Below are 18320 nucleotides of genomic sequence, written 5' to 3' on the forward strand. Positions count from 1 at the left end.
CTCCCCGTGTCGATGAAACGTCGTCTCTCCCGCCTCCTCGCTCCAATTCTGCTGTGCGCCGCGCTCGCCGCTTGCGGCGCCGATGACGTGAACGGCGACGGCTCGCCGCCGTCCGCGCAGCCGAACCCGGCGCCCGACGCGCCCGCGTCGACGCCGTCCCCGGCGCCGGCAACGCCCACCTACTATCAGACGAAGACGCCTTATCGTCCGCAGCAGGACGCATCGACCTACGAAGCGCCGCCTGCGGGCTACGCGCCCGTCTATACGGAGATGGTCGCGCGCCACGGCTCGCGCGGGCTGTCCGGCTTCAAGTACGACGGCGCGATTTACGACATGCTGCAGAAGGCCGACGCCGACGGCGCGCTGACGCCGCTCGGCCGGCAGCTGAAGGCCGACACGTTCACGATGATCAAGGCGAACGCGCTGCTCGGCTACGGCGTCGCGGGCATCTCGACGCCCGGCTACGGCAATCTCACGCAGGCCGGCATCCGCGAGCATCAGCAGCTCGCCGCGCGGCTGCTGCAGCGGCTGCCCGCGCTGTTCGACACGATTGCGGGCACGGCGGCCGGCAGCGCGCCGCGCAGGATCGTCGTCGTCAATTCCGGCCAGGATCGCGCAGTCGACAGCTCGACGTATTTCTCAGGCGCGCTCGTCGCCGCGCGCCCCGCGCTCGCGCCGTCGATCACGCTGCCGCCCGCGCCGGCCGGCTACCCGGAAGGCGCGCCCGTCGCGCAAGCCGCCGGCGTCAACCGCTTCCTCCTGTACTTTCACTCGCTGAAGCCCGCGACCGATCTCGTCACGTCGGCGACCGATCCGTATTACGCGACCTATCGCGACAGCGTCGCGTACCAGGCATACGGGAGCGACCCCGTCGTCGCCGCGAAACTCGATGCGATCGCGCAGTCGCCGCAGACGGCGCAGGTCGCGCAGACGGTGCTCGCCGGCCTCGTGACGCCCGAGTTCGTCGCGAAGCTCGGCACGACGGGCTACACGTTCTCGAACACGGGCACCTATGCATTCGCGTCGGCGGACGGCAAGTTCGGCAACACGGTCAAGGGCGACGGCAAGACGAAGATCAAGTCGGCCGCCGACGCCGCGAACGTGCTGTACAACCTGCTGCAGGTCGCGCCCGCGATGACGGCCGAGACGGGCGGCGTCGCGATGGAGCGCTACATCGCCGCGCCGCAGGCCGAGTACCTCGCATATCTTCAGGACGCCGAGGATTTCTACGAGAAAGGCCCGGGCGTCGCCGAGGCGAATCCGGTCACGTACCGGATGGCGCAAGGGCTCGTCGACGACTTCTTCAACGAGATCGACGCGATCGCGCGCGGCGACCTGACGAACGCGGCGAAGCTGCGCTTCACGCACGCGGAGGTCGTGATTCCGTTCGCGTCGATCCTGAAGCTCAAGAACGTGTTCGCGCCCGCGCCGCAGGCGCAGACCTACTCGTACGCGAACAACCCGTGGCGCGGCGAGACGGTGTCGCCGATGGCCGCGAACCTGCAGTGGGACGTGTACCGCAACGGTTCACGGCTCATCGTGAAGATGCTGTACAACGAGCGCGAGACCGATTTCCAGGCCGCGTGCGACGACGCGCGAATCGCGCCCGGCAGCCGCTTCTACGACTACGCGGGCCTGAAGCGCTGCCACGGCTATAGCTGAGCGTCGTTCGTGCGCGGCCGCCACCCGGTCTCGCGCATCGCATCGACGAGCCGCGCCGCGCCGAGCGCCTCGACGCGCACGCCGCGCGCCGCAAGATCGGTCGCCGCGACGAGCGCGTTGACGATCGCCTCCTCGACCGCTTCCGCCGCCGCGTCGAACAGCGCCGAGATGTGCGCGTCGGCGACCATCCGCACGCCGACCGTCGTCGGGCCCGAGCGCCCGTAGCTCGCGACCGGCAAGCCGGCGTTGCCGGTCGCGAACGCGACGAAGATGTCGCCACTCGAGTTGTCGGTGCCGCCGCCGACGCGCGCAAGGCCGACGCTCGCGCGCTGCGCGAGTCGCGTGCATTGATGCGGCAGCAGCGGCGCATCGGTCGCGAGCGTCACGACGATCGAGCCCATCCCGGGCTCGCCCGCCGCGGCGGGCTCGCTGAACGGCGAATGCGCGTCGCGCAGCACTTCGCCGACCGGGTAGCCCGCGACGCGCAGCGCGGCGCGCTGCCCGTAATTCGCCTGCACGAGCGCGCCGACCGTCCAGCCGCCCGCCGCATCGGCGACGACGCGCGACGCGGTGCCGATGCCGCCCTTGAACTCGTGGCAGATCATCCCGGTGCCGCCGCCGACGCAACCCTCTTCGACGGGCCCCGGACGCGCGGCCGCGAGCGCCTGCGCGACATGTTCGGCTCGCACGTGCTGCCCCCAGATGTCGTTCAGGAGTCCGTCGAAGGTTTCCATCACGACCGGCATGCACCAGTACACGTGCTCGCGATCGCGCGCGCCGCCCTGCTCGCGCTCGATCGCGATCAGCGCGTCGCGCACGACGCCGACGCCATGCGTGTTCGTATAAGCGATCGGCGTCGTCAAGAGCCCCGCCTCGCGGATCCATTCGAGCCCGGTTGCATCGCCGTTGCCGTTCAGCACGTGAACGCCCGCGAAGCACGGCTCGTCGCGCGCGCGGCCGGCGCGCGGCTCGATCACCGTCACGCCCGTGTGCGCCGACGCGTCGCCCGCATCGACGTGCAACGTGCGATGCCCGACCCGCACGCCCGCGACGTCGGTGATTGCGTTGAAGCGTCCCGGCTTGCCGCGGCCGATGCGGATGCCCAGATCTCGTGTGCGCATGCTGATGGTCCTCTCTCTCGGTTCGTTGGTCAGAGTTCGCGGAACGCCGTGCTGCGGCGCGCCCAGAGCGCATAGGTCGCGAGCGAGACGACGGCGAGTCCGGCGATGATGTACAGGTCGGTCGGCTTCGTCGCGGCGGCGATCGTCGTATACAGCGTATACCCGGCGCCCACGATCGCGACGACGGGCGGCAGCGGCCACCACGGCATCCGGTAATGATGATCGACGTCGCGCCGCATCACGCGGCTCGCGAGCGCCGCGATGCCGACGGCGAGATAGATGAGCAGCAGCAGATCGACGGTGAACGCGGTCAGCTCGTCGAGGCTCGACACGAACACGAGGAGCGTCGACGGCACCGCGAGCGTCAGCGTCGCGATCCACGGCGACTCGAAGCGCGGATGGATGCGCGTGAACGCGCCGTTGCACGAGCGCGCCCACAACGCGTGGCGTCCGCTGCTGTACAGGAAGCGCCCGACCATGATGACGATCGCGATGATCGCGTTGAACACCGACAGGAAGATGCCGCCGCTCACGACGCGCGACACGCCCGGATTGCTGAGCGCGCGCACCACATAGCCGATCGGATCGGCGCTCTTCGCGAGCTCGACGAACGACGGCGCGCCGAGCACGATCGCGGTCAGCGGCACGAGTTCGACGACGAGGATCACCGCGAGCGAGCAGATCACGGCCTTTGCGATGTCGCGGTTGCCGCCCGCGAGATCCTCGGCGAGAAACACCGCCGCGCCGAAGCCGTTGTAGCAGAAGATCGCGGTGCCGACGGCCGGCATGATCGCGGCGAGCGTCGCGGGCACGAGCGCGGAGCCGTTCACGACGACCGGATGCACGAGCGCGAGCGCCGACCGATGCGGCTCGGAGAAGCCGAGATACGCGATCAGCCCGAGCACGAGGATCTCGATCACGAGGAACGCGCCGGTGATCCACGCATTGGTCCGGATGTTCAGGATTCCGAGAACATAGCTCGCGAGCACGATCGCGAGCGCGACCGACTGATTGCTGAAATGCGTGCCGAGCGCGGCGTTCAGGTAAGGCGCGGCGCCGCTCGCGAGCACGGCCGGGATGAACACGTTGACGGCGAGCACCGCGACGAACGTCAGATAGCCGGGCAGCGCGCCGAACACGCGCTTGACCATCACGTACTCGCCGCCCGCGCTGCGGTGCGCGGCGCTCAGCTCCGCGTAGCAAAGCGCGAACGCGAACGCGAGCAGCCCGCCCAGCACGAACGACATCACCGCGCCGCTGCCCGCCTGCTGGATCGCGAACGGCGCGATCACGAAGATCGAGCTCGCGGGCGTCACGCCCGACACCGTGATCATCACGACGTCGCGCACGCCGAGCGAGCGCACGAGCGCATCCGGTGCGCGCACTTCAGCCGGCGCGGCGGACGCCACGCTCGAAGACTCCGATATCATCGCCATCTTGCTCTCCTTTGCCGCGGGATTTTTGAACGCCCATACTCGGGCCACGCATGGAGCGCAGTCTAGGAAGCCAAATTGCGCGCCGCCATTCCCCCTTGGGGTTACGCCTAATCGGGTCGCACATGGACCGACTGTTCAGCGAAGTAGCGATGCATCAAGCGTTCGGACGCGCGCTCGATCACCTCGGCGAGCCGCGCTTCTGGCGCTTTCTGATTCTGTTTCTCAACGAGATGGTGCCGTTCGACAACGCGCTCGCGACCGCGCTCGGCCGCGACGGCGCGCCCGTCGTGCTCGACGAATACGACACGGGCGGCGCGAGCGGGCCGTCGCCCGTGCCGCTGTATCTCGACGGGCTCTATCTGCTCGATCCGTTCCTGCAGGCCGCGCACGACGGCCTCGCGGACGGCTGCTATCGCCTCGAGGAAGTCGCGCCCGACCTGTTCAGGCAGAGTGAGTATTTCCTCAGCTATTTCCGCGACGCGGTCGGCGACGACGAGTTGCAGATCATCGTGCGCACGCGGCCCGACGAGACGCTGTCGCTGTCGCTCGGCGCGCACACGCGCTTCGGCGCCGATGCGATCGGCCGGCTCGCCACGTGCGCGCCGTGGCTGTTCGCGGCGATCCGCCAGCAGCGCAAGCTGCAAGGCGACGCGGCGCGCGGCCGCGCCGACGACGATCTCGCCGCGCGCGTCGAGCGCGCGCTCGCGAGCTTCGGCGCGGAGCTGCTGACCGAGCGCGAGATGGCGATCGCGCGGCTCGTGCTGCGCGGCAACTCGTCGAAGGCGATCGCCGAGCGGCTCGCGATCTCGCCCGAAACCGTCAAGGTGCATCGGCGGCACTTGTATTCGAAGCTCGGAATTTCATCGCAGCCGGAGTTGTTCTCGCTGTTCCTGCAGGCGCTCGGGCACGACGTCCCGCGTTGATGCGGCGGCGCGTGCGGGCCGCGCGCGCGACGATCGCCTTTCCTCCTGCCGAAAAACCGCCTATGGTTTGAAAGGGCTCGAAGCGCATGCGGCGCCGCCCGCGCGTTCATCACGCCCGCCAGGACAAGGAGACAGCCATGAGAACCGCTTATGTCGCGTACGCGCTCGTGCTCGGATTCGCGCCGGTCGCCGCGCTCGCCGATGCGCCCGCGATGCCGAGCGGCGGCATGCTGGTCGCCGCCAACGGCATGACGCTTTACACGTTCGACAAGGACGCCCCGAACTCGGGCAAGAGCATGTGCAACGGCCCGTGCACGACGAACTGGCCGCCGTACAAGGCGAGCGCGACCGATCAGCCGACGGGCGGCTATACGATCATCAAGCGCGACGACGGCACGCTGCAATGGGCGTACCAGGGCAAGCCGCTCTATTTCTTCGCGAAGGACGCCGCGAAAGGCGACAAGAAAGGCGACGGCTTCAAGGACGTCTGGCACGCGGTGAAGGAATAGGCACGCGGAAGATGCGGCGAGGCGAGACGGCGTAGCCGGCGCGGCGTGCGTGCATACGCGCATGCGTGCGTGCGAACGAGCGCGAGCACGGCAGCATGGCGCTTCTCTCGCGTTGCGTCGCTCGCCGCCGCTTCGATCGCGACGGCCGCACGAGCGCCGAGCCTGTCGAGAGCGCCGCGCGCGTTCCATTTGCGCGGCAGTCGCCGAGAACCTGTCCGCATTTTTGTGGGCGAGGCGGTTGAACAGCACGTTATCCACGCGCCTGCATAAATCGCTCGCCGAACAGGATAGCAAACTGGTTCATCGCTGATTTCCAGTCGAAGGCGGCCCGAACGGTCTTGGCCAGCACATTGCGCAGCGCCAGCCAGAGCAGCTTGATCGCCGCCTCGTCATTCGGGAAGTGGCCGCGCGTCTTGATGATCTTGCGCAGTTGCATGTTCAGACTTTCTATGGCGTTGTGTACACAACCCGTCGAATCTCCGGAGGGAACACGTAGAACGGTACGACGTGTTCCCAGGCACGCTGCCACGCTCGCACGATGGTGGGGTATTTCTCGCCCCAGGGGCCGTCAGCGAAGTCCTGTAGTGCCTGTTTCGCCGCCTCTTCGCTGGCGGCCGCGTAGATCGGACGCAGCGCCGCGGCGAGCGCCTTGCGGTCCTTGTAGCTGGCGTACTCCAGACTATTGCGGATCAGATGCACGATGCAGGTCTGAACGGTTGTCCGCGGATAGGCTGCGCTGATGGCCTCGGTCAGCCCCTTCAGGCCGTCGACCACGGCGATCAGGATGTCCTGGCACCCGCGCGTCTTGAGTTCGTTGAACACCTTGAGCCAGAACTTGGCACCCTCGGTCTGCTCGATCCAGAGCCCCAGCACGTCGCGCTGGCCGTCGGCCTGGATGCCCAAGGCCAGATAGACGGCCTGGTTGCTGACCACGCCGTCGTCGCGGATCTTGACTCGCAGCGCGTCGAAGAACACCACCGGATACATCGTCTCGAGCGGGCGGCTCTGCCAGCTCAGCGCCTCGGCCATCACCTCGTCGGTGACGGACCTGATGAAGTCGGGAGAAACGTAAGCGATCAATGATCGACGCCCTGTTCCTGGGAAGCTAGAGCGGCGACGCTTATGTCCACTTGAACGAGGAAGTGGACGCAATGACAGAGCACGGCAACGATCTGAAGTCACGCCTGGTGACAGGCTTCGAACGCGACGGGCGGCGCCGGCGTTTTGATCCGCAGGCCAAGCGGGAATTGGTTCAGGCATGCATGCAACCTGGAGTGTCAGTTGCGAGGATGGCGCTGGACCACGCAGTGAACGCGAACCTGCTACGCAAGTGGATCAGAGACTACGAGCGCGAGCGCAACGGAGCTGCAGCAAGCAAGGCGATCGAGAGCCAAGCTCCGGCATTCGTGCCCGTGGTTCAGATCGGCGAGATCGAGGCATCAGTCACTGACGTTCGAGGGCGACCGACTCGCATGGGGATTGCGCAATCGCGAGAGTCCATGTCGCCGCCGTCCCAGCTTGTCGCGCAGCTACCTAACGGTGTGACGCTCAAGCTCGGCTGCAACGAGCATGATGTCGCGCTGATGTCGACGATGATCGAGACGCTGGTGCGCTGCCATGTTCCGGCTCGACAGTGAGCTGAAGGTCTACGTGCATCGCGACGCGGTCGACTTCCGCAAGAACATCACCGGCTTGGCGGCGTTGGTCGAGCAAGCGCTGGGGCTCGCCCCGTTCGCCCGAGCAGTGTACGTGTTCCGCAACAAGCGCGCTGATCGCATCAAGCTGCTGCTATGGGAGCGCAACGGGTTCTGGCTCTTGATGAAGCGGCTGGAAGCCGATCGTTTCGTATGGCCACGCGAGGCCGCGGACGTTCTCGAACTGAGCGTCGAGCAGTTGCACTGGCTACTTGACGGCATCGATCTGGCCGCCATGCGCAAGCATCCAGCGCGGCATTATGCGCGCGTCAACTAGGACAGGCGCATGGTTGCACGAGCGCAACATACCGATCGGGATCGGCGCGGCGACGTAAACCCATGGCCCGTCGAAACCCGCTATGGTTACGGGATGACTCGCGCCCCACAACCCGCATCGATTACCGCGGAAGAACTCGCCGCGCTCATTGCCGAGCGCGACGCGATGCTTGCTGAGCGCGATGCGCTGCGCGGCGAACTGCGCGTGACGAAGGTCGAACGCGACTTGCTCAAGAAGCAGTTGAAGGCCTATGAGCGACGGCTGTTCGGCGCCAAGAGCGAAGCCCGCAGTGCCGATCAACGGGACTTGTTCTTGAACGAGGCCGAAGCGCTGGCGCCGACGGCGGCAACGCTTCCGGCACAAGAGGAAGACGAAGCCCAAACGCAGGTAGCCGGCCACGCGCGTAAAAAGCCCGGGCGCAAACCGCTCGATCCGGCTTTGCCGCGCGAAGTCATTCGCTATGAACTGCCGGAATCGGAGCGCATGTGCCCTCACGACGGCTCGGTACTCGTTGAGATCGGCGTGGAGGTGAGCGAATAGCTCGACATCATCCCGCAACAGGTGCGGGTGATCCGCCACGAACGTGTGAAGTACGCCTGCCCGCGCTGCGACGAGAGCCTGAAGGTGACGCCGGCACGCTCGCGCGTCATCCCGAAGGGCTTGTTTACGGAAGCGGCGCTGGCGTGGTTCGTCGTCTCCAAATACATGGACGGTCTACCGCTGTATCGAATTGCTGCGTTGCTCAAGCGCTTCGGAGGCGACATCTCGCGCAATACGCTGGCCGCGAGCTTAGTGCGAGTAGGCGAAGCCGTGCAGCCGGTGATCAACCTGATGCGAGATCACCTGCTCGATAGCCACATCGTGTTCGCGGACGAGACGACGGTACAGGTACTGAAGGAGCCAGGAAGAGTGCCACAGACGAAGAGCTACATGTGGGTGCAGATGAACGGCAGCGGGCCACCGGTGCGACTGTTCGGCTACGCGCCGGGGCGCGGCAAACAACACGGCAGCGATCTGTGGGCCGGCATTCGCCGTGGCGCCGTATTTATGACGGACGGCTACGAACCGTACAATGCGATCGCCGATGCCAACGGTCTCGTCCACCTTGGCTGTTGGGTGCATGCTCGCAGGTACTTTGTAGAAGCGCAGAAGGTCCTGCCGAAGAAGGCTCAAGGTGCGCATCAGCCATCGACGCAGTTCATCACGCTGATCGGCAAGCTGTATGCAGCAGAATCGCACGCAGATCAGAAGCCGCATCGTCGGGCTCGCCTTCGCCGGCGCTATAGCCGTGCGGTGCTTGCACAAATCAGGGCGCTGCTCGATGAGCACCTGGCGACGACGGCCCCCAGCGGCTTGCTAGGCAAGGCCCTGAACTACCTCGCCGGACAATGGCCGAAGCTGAACCGCTACGTCGAGAACGCGGCGTGGCCAATCGACAATAACCCCTGCGAGAACGCGATTCGCCCATTCGTAGTGGGACGCCGTGCGTGGCTGTTCGCGGATACGACCGGCGGTGCGAAAGCAAGCGCCAATCTCTATTCGCTCGTCGAGACGTGCAAGGCCAACGGCGTCGACGCCTACCGCTACCTGACCGAGTTGTTCAAAGCGCTGCCTTACGCGCGAAGCGCCGACGATGACGAGGCGCTGTTGCCGTGGATGCTCGGCCAGCGCACGGACACCACGGCGGCCTAATTCGCGTCAACGCGCAAGGGCGTGGTCAATCGACCGCTTACCATCCGCGGGTTTGGTGTGCAAGGTCTTGTGAATCAACTGGGCCAGTCGCTCATCGTCAATCGTGCGCGGCTTGCCGGGGCGTACTTCGTCATAGAGTCCGTTGATGCGCTGCTCCAGAAATCGCAGGCGCCATTTGCCCACCGTGGCGCGCGTGAGTTGCAGGCGCTGCGCGATCGCACTGTTGGGTTCGCCGTCCGCAGCCGCCAGCACGATGCGCGCCCGCGTGACCAACGCAGCCGAAATCGAGCGAGAACGCGCGATCGACATCAGTTGCGAGCGCTCGTCTTCGCTCAGCACCAGTTCCGCCTTCGGTCGTCCCATCGCCATGTTGACGTCTCCCGTTCCGTTGACGTCTACATGCTACGCGAACATAGTTCGGTTAACAACGGAACGGGACACTAGCTGATCTGCTTCAGGAAAACCGGATCGAAATTGATGTTGGTGTTTTGACGCGAGCCCCCCTCGGAAGGAGGTTGGCGATGAAACGCAAACGGTTTTCGGTGGAGCAGATCGTGGCGGTGCTCAAGCCGGCGGAGCGGAGGATGCCGGTGGCCGATGATTGCGGGCCGCTACAACTACGCTTTGCTGATCTCGCTTGACGCCCGCCATTCCGGTGGCGGGCGCTGCGCGATAGCACCGCTTACTTCGGCGCACCGCTGCTGCCAGGCAGGAAACCATTCTCGAGGCGGTAGGTCGCCGTGTTGACAAGCGTTATGCGCGCATTCGGTGTACCGGCGGCAACCGCGCACTTATCCTGCCCTGTGTTCAAACGAATCGACTGTTCGGTCGTCGGATACTCCACTCCCTTCAGGTAGAAGCTCGGAAGGGCAGTCGTGTATCGCACGTATGGAACACAGACTCGCTGCGCGGGATCCTTCGGGCCGGCGTTGAATGGAAAGTACTCGTCGAACAAATAGGCCGATCGCGACAGGCCGCCCCATGATGCAGGAATCGCAATCTTGCCCGTCGACGTCTTGACACCGGTACCCTTATCCGTGATCGAACCTTCGAGGGTTGCATCGCCGCCATCGGAATCCGGCGCACTGTACGTGATCTCCAGCTGATAGGTATGTCCCGTTTGCCAAGCGAGGGCGAGGGAGCAGGAAGTTCCTGAGCCGCCGTCGGCACCACCCGAACAGTTCGTCGCGAGCGGCGTTGTGCCGTTGTCAAACGCACTAAAGATAACGAGATTCGATCCCTGGGTGCGGGGCTGGATGCCGGTGTAGATGGCATGGCCACCGTGCTCCGACGTTAACAGGTTCGCCCAGTAGAAGCTTCGGTTAACCGTGGTCGGAACCACTTCGGGCGTGATATCCCACGACATGCGGTCGTAACCACCCGCCGGTGGTTGCGGCGCCGACGCGGAAATGTTCGGATCGGCCTGCACGGCGAGAGAAACGAATGCGGCCAAAAAAGCTGGTATGAGTCGGATCGTAGTCTTCATGGGTTCTCTCAATTAATGTCCGGGTGGATGAAAAAAGCAAAGACACATCATAGGCTGAGCGAAGAAGATCGGATATTGATATCCATCATCAATATATGATCAACGTCATCTTGTGCATCGATGACTTGACCGGATATCGGCCAATATTTTTCATGATTAAAGATGCATTAATTTTATTGAAACATGCAGGCCATACCGATAATTTTCGTGAAGTTGGGTCCAACAATTTATCGTAAAAATAGGCAGAATTCCACGCGCCGCACTTATAGTGAGGCTGGTATTTGATGAAAATGTGTATTTCAGAAAATAAGATAATTAGTTGGCCCTGAGCAATCCGCGGCTGCTTATACAGCAAGACTATGACACCGGGATGGCATTGCAGGATTTTTCAGGAGAAGCGAATGGAATGGGACACGAAAAATAAATCCGCCTCCGTCTCGTAATCGGTCGAGCCGACGGTTTCGTTCATGGGATCCCGGTTCCCCGCCCGACATCATCCGTTACGGCTTTGTCGATTTGACCGATGGAAGTGGGCAATGTTGAAACCTATATGGGCTCCTTTTGGATGTCTGGTCCAGTCGCTTCGGCGGCAGCCCAGTCATACCATATGGCGATGCGCTCCTTGAGCATCGCCCGATGATAGGCCGCTTTCGTATGACGTCTGGGCAACGCGAAATGCTGCCGGATCGGGCCGAAGCATGAAAGAAACGCCTGAGTGCGACGCGCATTCCGGAACCCGCCCATCTTGCGTTCGCGCCTACGGGTGGGCTGATGGCTGTTTTCGGCACGGTTGTTCGCGCGGCCGACCGCTTTCACGAATACGTGCTTCACGCCGGTCCGGTCTGCACCGGTACGCGCGCTGCGTGGCCGGCCGATCGTCGTAGCGGTGCAGATACGCGCGCACCGCGTCCAGATCGTGCGCGGCCGCCAGATAGGCGAACGTCGGTGCCCGGTTCGCGCCCTGCGCCCCGGACAGCTCGACCGGCAGCGTCAGGCGCTCGAGCGGCGCCAACTGGCCGGCACCGACGGTCACGCTCGCGGACGCCGGCGCGTCGCCGGCGTCGACGTCGGGCTGAACCGCCGCGCCGATCGACGCGGCATGCGTGCGCAGCCATGCGACCAGCACACGTGCGCGGCCGACGCCGATGCGCGGCACCGATCGCCACCACTGCCCGCCTCGCCGGTTCACGAACGCGACGAGCTCGCCGAGCGTGTGGATCCCTTCCCCGAGCAAACGGGCCGTGATCAATGGACGAAACCAGCGGCCGACCGCGTGGTCGGCCTGCGGCGCGGCAACCGCCCACTGCCCGGCCACCTGCTCGATCATCTGCAGCGACACGGGCGTCAGGCGCGCCTCGCCGTATTTCTCGATTGTCGCCTGCAGGTGCGACTTCAGCACCGGCGAGCCGTCGCGCAGCGCGGCCGCGACCAGGTCATCGCGCATCATACGCAGCAGCTGCGCGACGTTGACCGGCTCGGCGGCGTCCGAGTCGAAGTACAGCCGCTCGATCGTCTCGAGCGACAGGCCCTTCACGCGCGCGCGCAGCGCCGTGAATTCGGTGCGGCTGTAGGTACGCAACGGCATCTGCGCCACTTGCTGGGGACGGTTGGCCATCGCTCAGCCTGCAGGGATAGGTGACGCGATCGCGTCGGATGTCGTGACGCGCTGCAGCCGCTCGAATGCGGCAACGTAGTAATGCATCGGCACCGCGGCCAGCTCCGTGTCCAGTCGCGCGAGCACGTGCGCAACCGCTGCGCGTTCGAGGTCGTCCAGTGCCAACGGTTCGCCGCGCTCGGCACGGTCGGCGCAATGATGGATCGCCGCCTCGGCGCGCCGGCACGACGCCGGATTCGCCGGATCGAGGAAGTAAGCGAGGTAGATCGCATTCAGCAGCGTCGCCAACTGTGCGGCGCCGGCCTGCCCGTCGCGCAGCGCGGCAAGCGCCACGTGGTGTTTCAGCTGGATCCGACGCAACTCGGCGATCGGCAGCGGCAGCAGCTGCGCCCGAGTCAGCGGCCGACGGCCGCAGAGGGTGGCTTTTCTCATGCTCAAAGTTGCTCGGAAAACGTTATGAACGAATCTTGCCACACCGCTTAATACTACAGCCGTAGTTATTTTTTCCTATACTAAGTTAGTATTACTACGGTATGTAGGACTATGAAAGAGATCGCGAAAGCGTGGGAACATGAAATCGATCTATTGCATGAAAAACTGGCTGGCCTGTTCAGGCGTGCCGAGCCGCGACAGCGCTCGCTAGCTTATCTCAAGGGTCTGCTGGGCACGGTCGAACGCAAGAACGGCTGGCAACTCGCAGAATGGATCGGCGAAGCCACGCCCGATGGTGTACAACACCTTCTCGAACGAGCGCGGTGGGATGCCGATACGGCCCGCGACATCCTGCGCGAATATATCGTTGAGCAACTCGGCGCGAGGGACGCAGTCCTCATCGTGGATGAAACGGGATTCCTCAAAAAAGGCGAGCACTCTGCTGGTGTGCAGCGCCAGTACAGCGGCACGGCAGGCCGCATCGAGAACAGCCAGATCGGCGTGTTCCTGTGCTACGCAGGTAACGGGGGCAGCGCGTTTATCGACCGGGAACTCTACATGCCGCAGGACTGGATCGATGATCGCAGTCGCTGTCAGGCCGCAGGAGTGCCCGATACGGTGGAATTCGCAACCAAGCCCCAACTCGCGCGCCGGATGCTTGAGCGGGCGCTGGATTCGGGCGTTCCCTGCGGCTGGGTCACCGGCGATGAGGTGTATGGCGGTGACCGTCCCCTTCGGCTGTGGCTCGAGTCGCGCGCGCAACCGTTCGTGCTAGCGGTCAAGAAGAACGAACCGCTGTGGTGGCAAGGCCCGACTTCTGTGCGCGCCGACAGGATTGCGCAAGCCTTGCCTCCACAGGCCTGGCGCCGCCTCTCGGCTGGCATGGGCGCAAAAGGCGAGCGTCTGTATGACTGGGCACTCACGCCGTTATGGCGCCTGAAACTGAGCGCCGAAGAGCGTCGATACGGACATTACCTGCTGGTGCGCCGCAGTCGCGATGAGAAGCGCGAGCACGCCTATTACGTCGTCTACGCACCCCGCAGCAAGGTTACCCGACGGACTCTGGTAAACGTCGCCGGCAGGCGATGGGAAATTGAGGTGGGATTTGAGGCCGCCAAAGGTGAATGCGGTCTGGATCAATATGAGGTTCGTCGCTGGCAGGGCTGGTACCGTCACATCACGCTGGCCTTGTTGGCGCACGCGGTGCTTGCTGCCCTGAGGGCACAGGGCAAAAAAAACACCTGAAGGTTCGCTACCGTGCAGCGTTCAGGAGATCCGCAGGCTACTGTGTCGCCTGATATGGCGAACACTGCACTCCATCGAACATGTTATGTCGTGGTCAATGTGGCGGCGCCGACACCAGTACCGCGCCCAGCAGTGCCATTACCGACGGCGTGGCGCGGTGCCTCCAACATATCTACGGCTGTAGCACTAAGGCGCGGCCCATCATCTACGCGCTCACTGAGCGGGCAGATACTTCAACGGATCGACCGGCACGCCCTTTCGGCGAATCTCGAAATGCAACATCACGCGATCCGCGTCGCTGCTGCCCATCTCCGCGATTTTCCGGCCCTTCGCGACCTTGTCGCCTTCCTTGACCATCAGCGCACGATTGTGCGCATACGCGGTGAGATACACGTCGTCGTGCTTGATGATCACGAAGTTGCCATAGCCGCGCAGGCTGTTGCCCGCATACGCGACGACGCCGTCCGCCGCGGCCTTCACAGGCTCGCCGCCGGCGCCGCCGATGTTGATGCCGGGGTGCTTCGCGTCATCGGGGGTTTTCAGGATCGGGCCGCGCACCGGCCAGGCGAAGCTCGGCGCTGCGGCTTCCGACGCGGCGGATGCCGCCGGAAGTTGCGCCGTCGTGCTCTTCGCATCCAAACGGCCCGAGGCGGGCGTCGAGTTCGGCTGCGTCGCGCAGGCGGCCAGCACCGCGACGGCGGCCGCGCAGGCGGCGCGCAGTGCAAACGTGAACGACTGCTCCGCGAGATTGGTTGGCTTCGTGAACGACATCATCGGTATCGACTTCTCTATTGCAATTGATCAAGGCACGTCGCGCGAAGGACAGCGCCTCGCGCGACGCCGAAAAGAGATACCACGCGCCCTTCATTCAATACATTTTCCTTACACATTCTTACGACGACCGCTCGGCCCGGCACCGTGCCGCCGATCATCGAACGTCGACACGACGATCGACCGCGAACGAAGAGCGCCGCGACGCCGCCCGCGCCGCCTTCCCCGGTAATCTGCGATGAGTCAAGAAAAAGCCCGCGTTTCCGCGGGCTTCGAACAGGCCGTCGGCGGAACGCGCCGCCGAACGACCTGGATGGGCCAACTGGAAAGCGGCTCAGCGGCTCGACGGGAAGCTGAACACCGTTCCCTCGCGCACGCCGGCCGACGGCCAGCGCTGCGTGATCGTCTTGCGCTTCGTGTAGAAGCGCACCGCGTCCGGACCGTACGCGTGCAGATCGCCGAACAGCGACCGCTTCCAGCCGCCGAACGAGTGATACGCGACGGGCACCGGCAGCGGCACGTTGATGCCGACCATCCCGACCTGGATGTTGTCGCTGAAGAAGCGCGCGGCCTCGCCGTCGCGCGTGAAGAGGCACGTGCCGTTGCCGTACTCGTGCGCGTCGACGAGCGCCATCGCCTCGGCGAGCGACGCGACGCGCACGACGCCGAGCACCGGCCCGAAAATCTCGTGCTGATAGATCGGCATGCCGGGCTTCACGTGATCGAACAGGCACGGGCCGAGGTAGTAGCCGCCGTCGTGGCCGTCGATCTTCACGCCGCGCCCGTCGACGACGAGCGTCGCGCCCGCGGCGACGCCCGCGTCGACGAAGCCCGTCACCTTCTCGAAGTGCTGCCGCGTGACGAGCGGGCCCATGTCGACGTGCTCGCCCGTGCCCGGGCCGACCTTCATCTTCGCGATCTCGGCCGTGAGGCCTTCGACGACCTTGTCCGCCGTCTCGTCGCCGATCGCGACGACGAGCGGAATCGCCATGCAGCGCTCGCCGCACGAGCCGTACGCGGCGCCCATCAGCGCATTGACCGCGTTATCGATGTCGGCGTCCGGCATCACGACCGCGAAGTTCTTCGCGCCGCCCAGCGCCTGCACGCGCTTGCCGTGCGCGCAGCCCGTCGTGTAGATGGCCTCGGCGATCGGCGTCGAGCCGACGAAGCTCACCGCCTTCACGCGCGGATCGGTCAGGATCGTGTCGACCGCTTCCTTGTCGCCGTTGACGACGTTCAGCACGCCGGGCGGCAGGCCCGCTTCGAGCGCGAGCTCGGCCATTCTGAGCGTCGACGACGGCGTGCGCTCCGACGGCTTCAGCACGAACGTGTTGCCGCACGCGACCGCCATCGGCCACATCCACATCGGCACCATCACCGGGAAGTTGAACGGCGTGATCCCCGCGACGACGCCGAGCGCCTGGAACTCGCTCCACGAATCGATCGCCGGACCGACGTTCTTGCTGTGCTCGCCCTTCAGCAGCTCGGGCGCGTAGCTCGCGTATTCGACGTTCTCGATCCCGCGCTGCAGCTCGCCCATCGCGTCGCCGAGCACCTTGCCGTGCTCGGCCGTGATCAGCGCGCACAGCTCGTCCGCATGCTCTTCGAGCAGCGTCTTCAGGCGGCTCATCACGCGCGCGCGCTTCAACGGCGGCGTGTTGCGCCACGCCGGATACGCGGCCTGCGCGGCGGCGATCGCCGCTTCGACGGTCGGCTTGTCGGCGAGCTGCACGCTTTTCGTCGACGCGCCCGTCGCCGGGTCGAACACCGGCTGGACGCGGTCGCCGCCGTCGATGCGCTTGCCGCCGATCAGGTGGCCGAGGGTGGAGGTGACGTTGCTGTCGTGTTTCATCGCGATGTTTCCTGCAATCGTGTGTGTCGTTGAATCTGCGGCCGCGAGGCCGCGCGAACGTGCGCCGCGCCAGCCGGGCCGCATCCGGCCGGACCCGGTCGAATCGCGCCGAGCGGCGCGCACCGGATCGGGCGAACGCCGTCGCGCCGCCCGAGCGCGGCCGACGACCGCCCCGCCGCCGCCCGAAGCGCGCGGCCCGGCGCGTCAGGCCGTCGCGCGCAGCGCATCGTTCAGCGCGCCGATCAGGCTGTCGATCTCGTGCTTCTCGGCGATGAAGGGCGGCGCGAGCTGGATCGTGTCGCCGCCGTAGCGCACGTAGAAGCCGTTCTTCCAGCAATGCATCGCGATCTCGTACGGACGGCGCGCGGGCTCGCCCGGCGCGTGCTCGATCGTCAGGCCCGCGGCGAGCCCGCAGTTGCGGATGTCGGCGACGTGGCGCACGCCCTTCAGGCCGTGCACGGCCGCCTCGAAGTGCGGCGCGAGCGCGCGCACGCGGCCGATCGCGTCTTCCTTCTCGAGCAGGTCGAGCGCCGCGACGCCCGCCGCGCACGCGACCGGATGCGCCGAGTACGTATAGCCGTGCGGGAACTCGAGCATGTAGTCGGGGCCGCCCGCCGCCATGAACGTGTCGTAGATGTCCTGCTTCGCGATCACCGCGCCGAGCGGCTGCGCGCCGTTCGTCACCTGCTTCGCGACGTTCATGATGTCCGGCACGACGCCGAACGCCTCCGCGCCCGTCATGGCGCCCGCGCGGCCGAAGCCCGTGATGACTTCGTCGAAGATCAGCAGGATGTCGTGCGCGGTGCAGATCTCGCGCAGCCGCTGCAGATAGCCCTTCGGCGGCACCACGACGCCCGCCGAGCCGGAGAACGGCTCGACGATCACCGCGGCGATGTTCGACGCGTCGTGCAGCGCGATCAGGTCGAGCAGCCGGTCGGCCAGCCCGGCGCCGTGCTCGGGCAGCCCGCGCGAGAACTTGTTCTCGGGCAGTTGCGTGTGCGGCAGGAAGTCGGCGTCGATGCCCTGACCGAACAGCTTGCGGTTCGGCCCGATCCCGCCGACCGAGATGCCGCCGAAGTTCACGCCGTGGTAGCCCTTCTCGCGGCCGATCAGGCGCGTCTTCGCGCCCTTGCCCTTCGCGCGCCAGTATGCGCGCGCCATTTTCAGCGACGTGTCCGCCGCCTCCGAGCCCGAGCCCGTGAAGAACACATAGTCGAGGCCGGCGGGCGTCAGCGCCTTGATCCTGTTGGCCAGCTCGAAAGATTGCGGATGGCCGAACTGGAACGCCGGCGAATAGTCGAGCCGCGCGACCTGGCGGGCGACCGCGTCCGAGATCTCGGCGCGGCCGTGGCCGAGGCCGCAGCACCAGAGGCCGGACAGGCCGTCGAAGATCTTGCGGCCGTCTGCGTCCGTGTAGTACGCGCCCTTGCCCTCGACGATGATCCGCGGGTCCTGCTTGAACTGGCGGTTCGCGGTAAACGGCATCCAGTGGGCGTCGAGCCACTCCGCGTCGGTGCGGAGAGTCGTGTCGGGGGTCGTGGGTTCGGTCAGAGCGTTCATGTCGGTCGGCGTCGCAATGCGCGGATGAATGAAGATGTTGCGCAT

Annotated in this window: 13 protein-coding genes and 6 pseudogenes; 8 read left to right on the forward strand and 11 right to left on the reverse strand. The window is 65.5% G+C overall.

What is annotated here, in order from left to right:
* Positions 1-12: 12 nt before the first annotated feature.
* Positions 13-1662 (forward strand): histidine-type phosphatase, encoded by a 1650-nt coding sequence (locus BG90_RS28670; RefSeq protein WP_010118295.1) that lies wholly within the window; start codon positions 13-15, stop codon positions 1660-1662.
* Here the strand turns inward: BG90_RS28670 and BG90_RS28675 are convergent.
* Positions 1653-2783, reverse strand: coding sequence for a DmpA family aminopeptidase (locus tag BG90_RS28675; protein ID WP_010118294.1), 1131 nt, complete (start codon positions 2781-2783; stop codon positions 1653-1655). The two genes, BG90_RS28670 and BG90_RS28675, sit on opposite strands and share 10 nt — an antisense overlap.
* A 29-nt stretch (positions 2784-2812) precedes the next feature.
* On the reverse strand, positions 2813-4219 hold the full coding sequence (locus BG90_RS28680; RefSeq protein ID WP_010118293.1) for an APC family permease: 1407 nt from the start codon (positions 4217-4219) through the stop codon (positions 2813-2815).
* A 149-nt stretch (positions 4220-4368) separates the two neighbouring features.
* Here BG90_RS28680 and BG90_RS28685 point away from each other — a divergent pair, with 149 nt between their 5' ends.
* Both BG90_RS28685 and BG90_RS28690 read left to right on the forward strand, forming a co-directional pair.
* A complete protein-coding gene (locus BG90_RS28685; protein WP_232239111.1) occupies positions 4369-5142 on the forward strand; it encodes a helix-turn-helix transcriptional regulator in 774 nt (257 codons plus the stop codon).
* A gap of 137 nt (positions 5143-5279) precedes the next feature.
* On the forward strand, positions 5280-5651 hold the full coding sequence (locus tag BG90_RS28690; RefSeq protein WP_010118292.1) for a COG4315 family predicted lipoprotein: 372 nt from the start codon (positions 5280-5282) through the stop codon (positions 5649-5651).
* A 250-nt stretch (positions 5652-5901) separates the two neighbouring features.
* Here the strand turns inward: BG90_RS28690 and BG90_RS28700 are convergent.
* A pseudogene (locus BG90_RS28700) lies at positions 5902-6719 on the reverse strand (IS256 family transposase); the annotation flags it as partial.
* Between the two features lie 83 nt (positions 6720-6802).
* Here BG90_RS28700 and tnpA point away from each other — a divergent pair.
* The 3 genes and pseudogenes from tnpA to tnpC all read left to right on the forward strand — a co-directional run bounded on the left by tnpA (position 6803) and on the right by tnpC (position 9314).
* Positions 6803-7288, forward strand: a complete 486-nt coding sequence (tnpA, locus tag BG90_RS28705; RefSeq protein WP_010112057.1) for an IS66-like element accessory protein TnpA — start codon at positions 6803-6805, stop codon at positions 7286-7288.
* On the forward strand, positions 7269-7622 hold the full coding sequence (gene tnpB / locus BG90_RS28710; protein WP_010112058.1) for an IS66 family insertion sequence element accessory protein TnpB: 354 nt from the start codon (positions 7269-7271) through the stop codon (positions 7620-7622). The genes tnpA and tnpB overlap by 20 nt, the downstream gene beginning before the upstream one ends.
* Positions 7623-7715: 93 nt before the next feature.
* Positions 7716-9314: pseudogene (tnpC, locus tag BG90_RS28715) on the forward strand (IS66 family transposase).
* A 39-nt stretch (positions 9315-9353) separates the two neighbouring features.
* Here the strand turns inward: tnpC and BG90_RS28720 are convergent.
* The 5 genes and pseudogenes from BG90_RS28720 to BG90_RS28735 all read right to left on the reverse strand — a co-directional run.
* A pseudogene (locus tag BG90_RS28720) lies at positions 9354-9683 on the reverse strand (helix-turn-helix domain-containing protein); the annotation flags it as partial.
* Between the two features lie 313 nt (positions 9684-9996).
* Positions 9997-10800 carry a DUF3472 domain-containing protein gene (locus tag BG90_RS28725; RefSeq protein ID WP_025990430.1) on the reverse strand — a complete coding sequence of 268 codons (804 nt, stop codon included), beginning with the start codon at positions 10798-10800 and terminating at the stop codon, positions 9997-9999.
* Positions 10801-11346: 546 nt separating this feature from the next.
* Positions 11347-11634, reverse strand: a pseudogene (locus tag BG90_RS34230) (IS6 family transposase); the annotation flags it as partial.
* A pseudogene (locus tag BG90_RS28730) lies at positions 11633-12415 on the reverse strand (phage integrase family protein); the annotation flags it as partial. The pseudogenes BG90_RS34230 and BG90_RS28730, both read right to left, overlap by 2 nt.
* Positions 12416-12418: 3 nt before the next feature.
* On the reverse strand, positions 12419-12889 hold the full coding sequence (locus BG90_RS28735; protein WP_232288978.1) for a hypothetical protein: 471 nt from the start codon (positions 12887-12889) through the stop codon (positions 12419-12421).
* A gap of 69 nt (positions 12890-12958) precedes the next feature.
* Here BG90_RS28735 and BG90_RS28740 point away from each other — a divergent pair, with 69 nt between their 5' ends.
* Entirely contained in the window at positions 12959-14092 is a 1134-nt protein-coding gene (locus BG90_RS28740; protein ID WP_010121093.1) for an IS701 family transposase, read from the forward strand.
* Between the two features lie 213 nt (positions 14093-14305).
* Here the strand turns inward: BG90_RS28740 and BG90_RS28745 are convergent.
* Positions 14306-14680 (reverse strand): annotated as a pseudogene (locus tag BG90_RS28745) (murein hydrolase activator EnvC family protein); the annotation flags it as partial.
* A 203-nt stretch (positions 14681-14883) separates the two neighbouring features.
* Between BG90_RS28745 and BG90_RS35890 the strand changes: the two are divergent.
* Entirely contained in the window at positions 14884-15105 is a 222-nt protein-coding gene (locus tag BG90_RS35890) for a hypothetical protein (protein WP_124072328.1), read from the forward strand.
* Between the two features lie 92 nt (positions 15106-15197).
* Here the strand turns inward: BG90_RS35890 and BG90_RS28750 are convergent, their stop codons facing one another.
* Together BG90_RS28750 and aptA are read right to left on the reverse strand one after the other, a co-directional pair.
* Positions 15198-16715: a CoA-acylating methylmalonate-semialdehyde dehydrogenase gene (locus BG90_RS28750; protein WP_010121098.1), complete on the reverse strand. Its 1518-nt coding sequence runs from the start codon at positions 16713-16715 to the stop codon at positions 15198-15200.
* A gap of 204 nt (positions 16716-16919) precedes the next feature.
* A complete protein-coding gene (gene aptA / locus BG90_RS28755) occupies positions 16920-18320 on the reverse strand; it encodes an omega-aminotransferase AptA (RefSeq protein ID WP_010118290.1) in 1401 nt (466 codons plus the stop codon).

It is taken from the genome of Burkholderia oklahomensis C6786 (assembly GCF_000959365.1).
Taxonomy (GTDB): Bacteria; Pseudomonadota; Gammaproteobacteria; order Burkholderiales; family Burkholderiaceae; genus Burkholderia; species Burkholderia oklahomensis.

Excerpts from the sequence above, each read along its gene's own strand:
- BG90_RS28670 (WP_010118295.1), top strand. The coding sequence starts at position 13 with ATGAAACGTCGTCTCTCCCGCCTCCTCGCTCCAATTCTGCTGTGCGCC.
- BG90_RS28675 (WP_010118294.1), bottom strand. The coding sequence starts at position 2,783 with ATGCGCACACGAGATCTGGGCATCCGCATCGGCCGCGGCAAGCCGGGA.
- BG90_RS28680 (WP_010118293.1), bottom strand. The coding sequence starts at position 4,219 with ATGGCGATGATATCGGAGTCTTCGAGCGTGGCGTCCGCCGCGCCGGCT.
- BG90_RS28685 (WP_232239111.1), top strand. The coding sequence starts at position 4,369 with ATGCATCAAGCGTTCGGACGCGCGCTCGATCACCTCGGCGAGCCGCGC.
- BG90_RS28690 (WP_010118292.1), top strand. The coding sequence starts at position 5,280 with ATGAGAACCGCTTATGTCGCGTACGCGCTCGTGCTCGGATTCGCGCCG.
- tnpA (WP_010112057.1), top strand. The coding sequence starts at position 6,803 with ATGACAGAGCACGGCAACGATCTGAAGTCACGCCTGGTGACAGGCTTC.
- tnpB (WP_010112058.1), top strand. The coding sequence starts at position 7,269 with ATGTTCCGGCTCGACAGTGAGCTGAAGGTCTACGTGCATCGCGACGCG.
- BG90_RS28725 (WP_025990430.1), bottom strand. The coding sequence starts at position 10,800 with ATGAAGACTACGATCCGACTCATACCAGCTTTTTTGGCCGCATTCGTT.
- BG90_RS28740 (WP_010121093.1), top strand. The coding sequence starts at position 12,959 with ATGAAAGAGATCGCGAAAGCGTGGGAACATGAAATCGATCTATTGCAT.
- BG90_RS28750 (WP_010121098.1), bottom strand. The coding sequence starts at position 16,715 with ATGAAACACGACAGCAACGTCACCTCCACCCTCGGCCACCTGATCGGC.
- aptA (WP_010118290.1), bottom strand. The coding sequence starts at position 18,320 with ATGCGCAACATCTTCATTCATCCGCGCATTGCGACGCCGACCGACATG.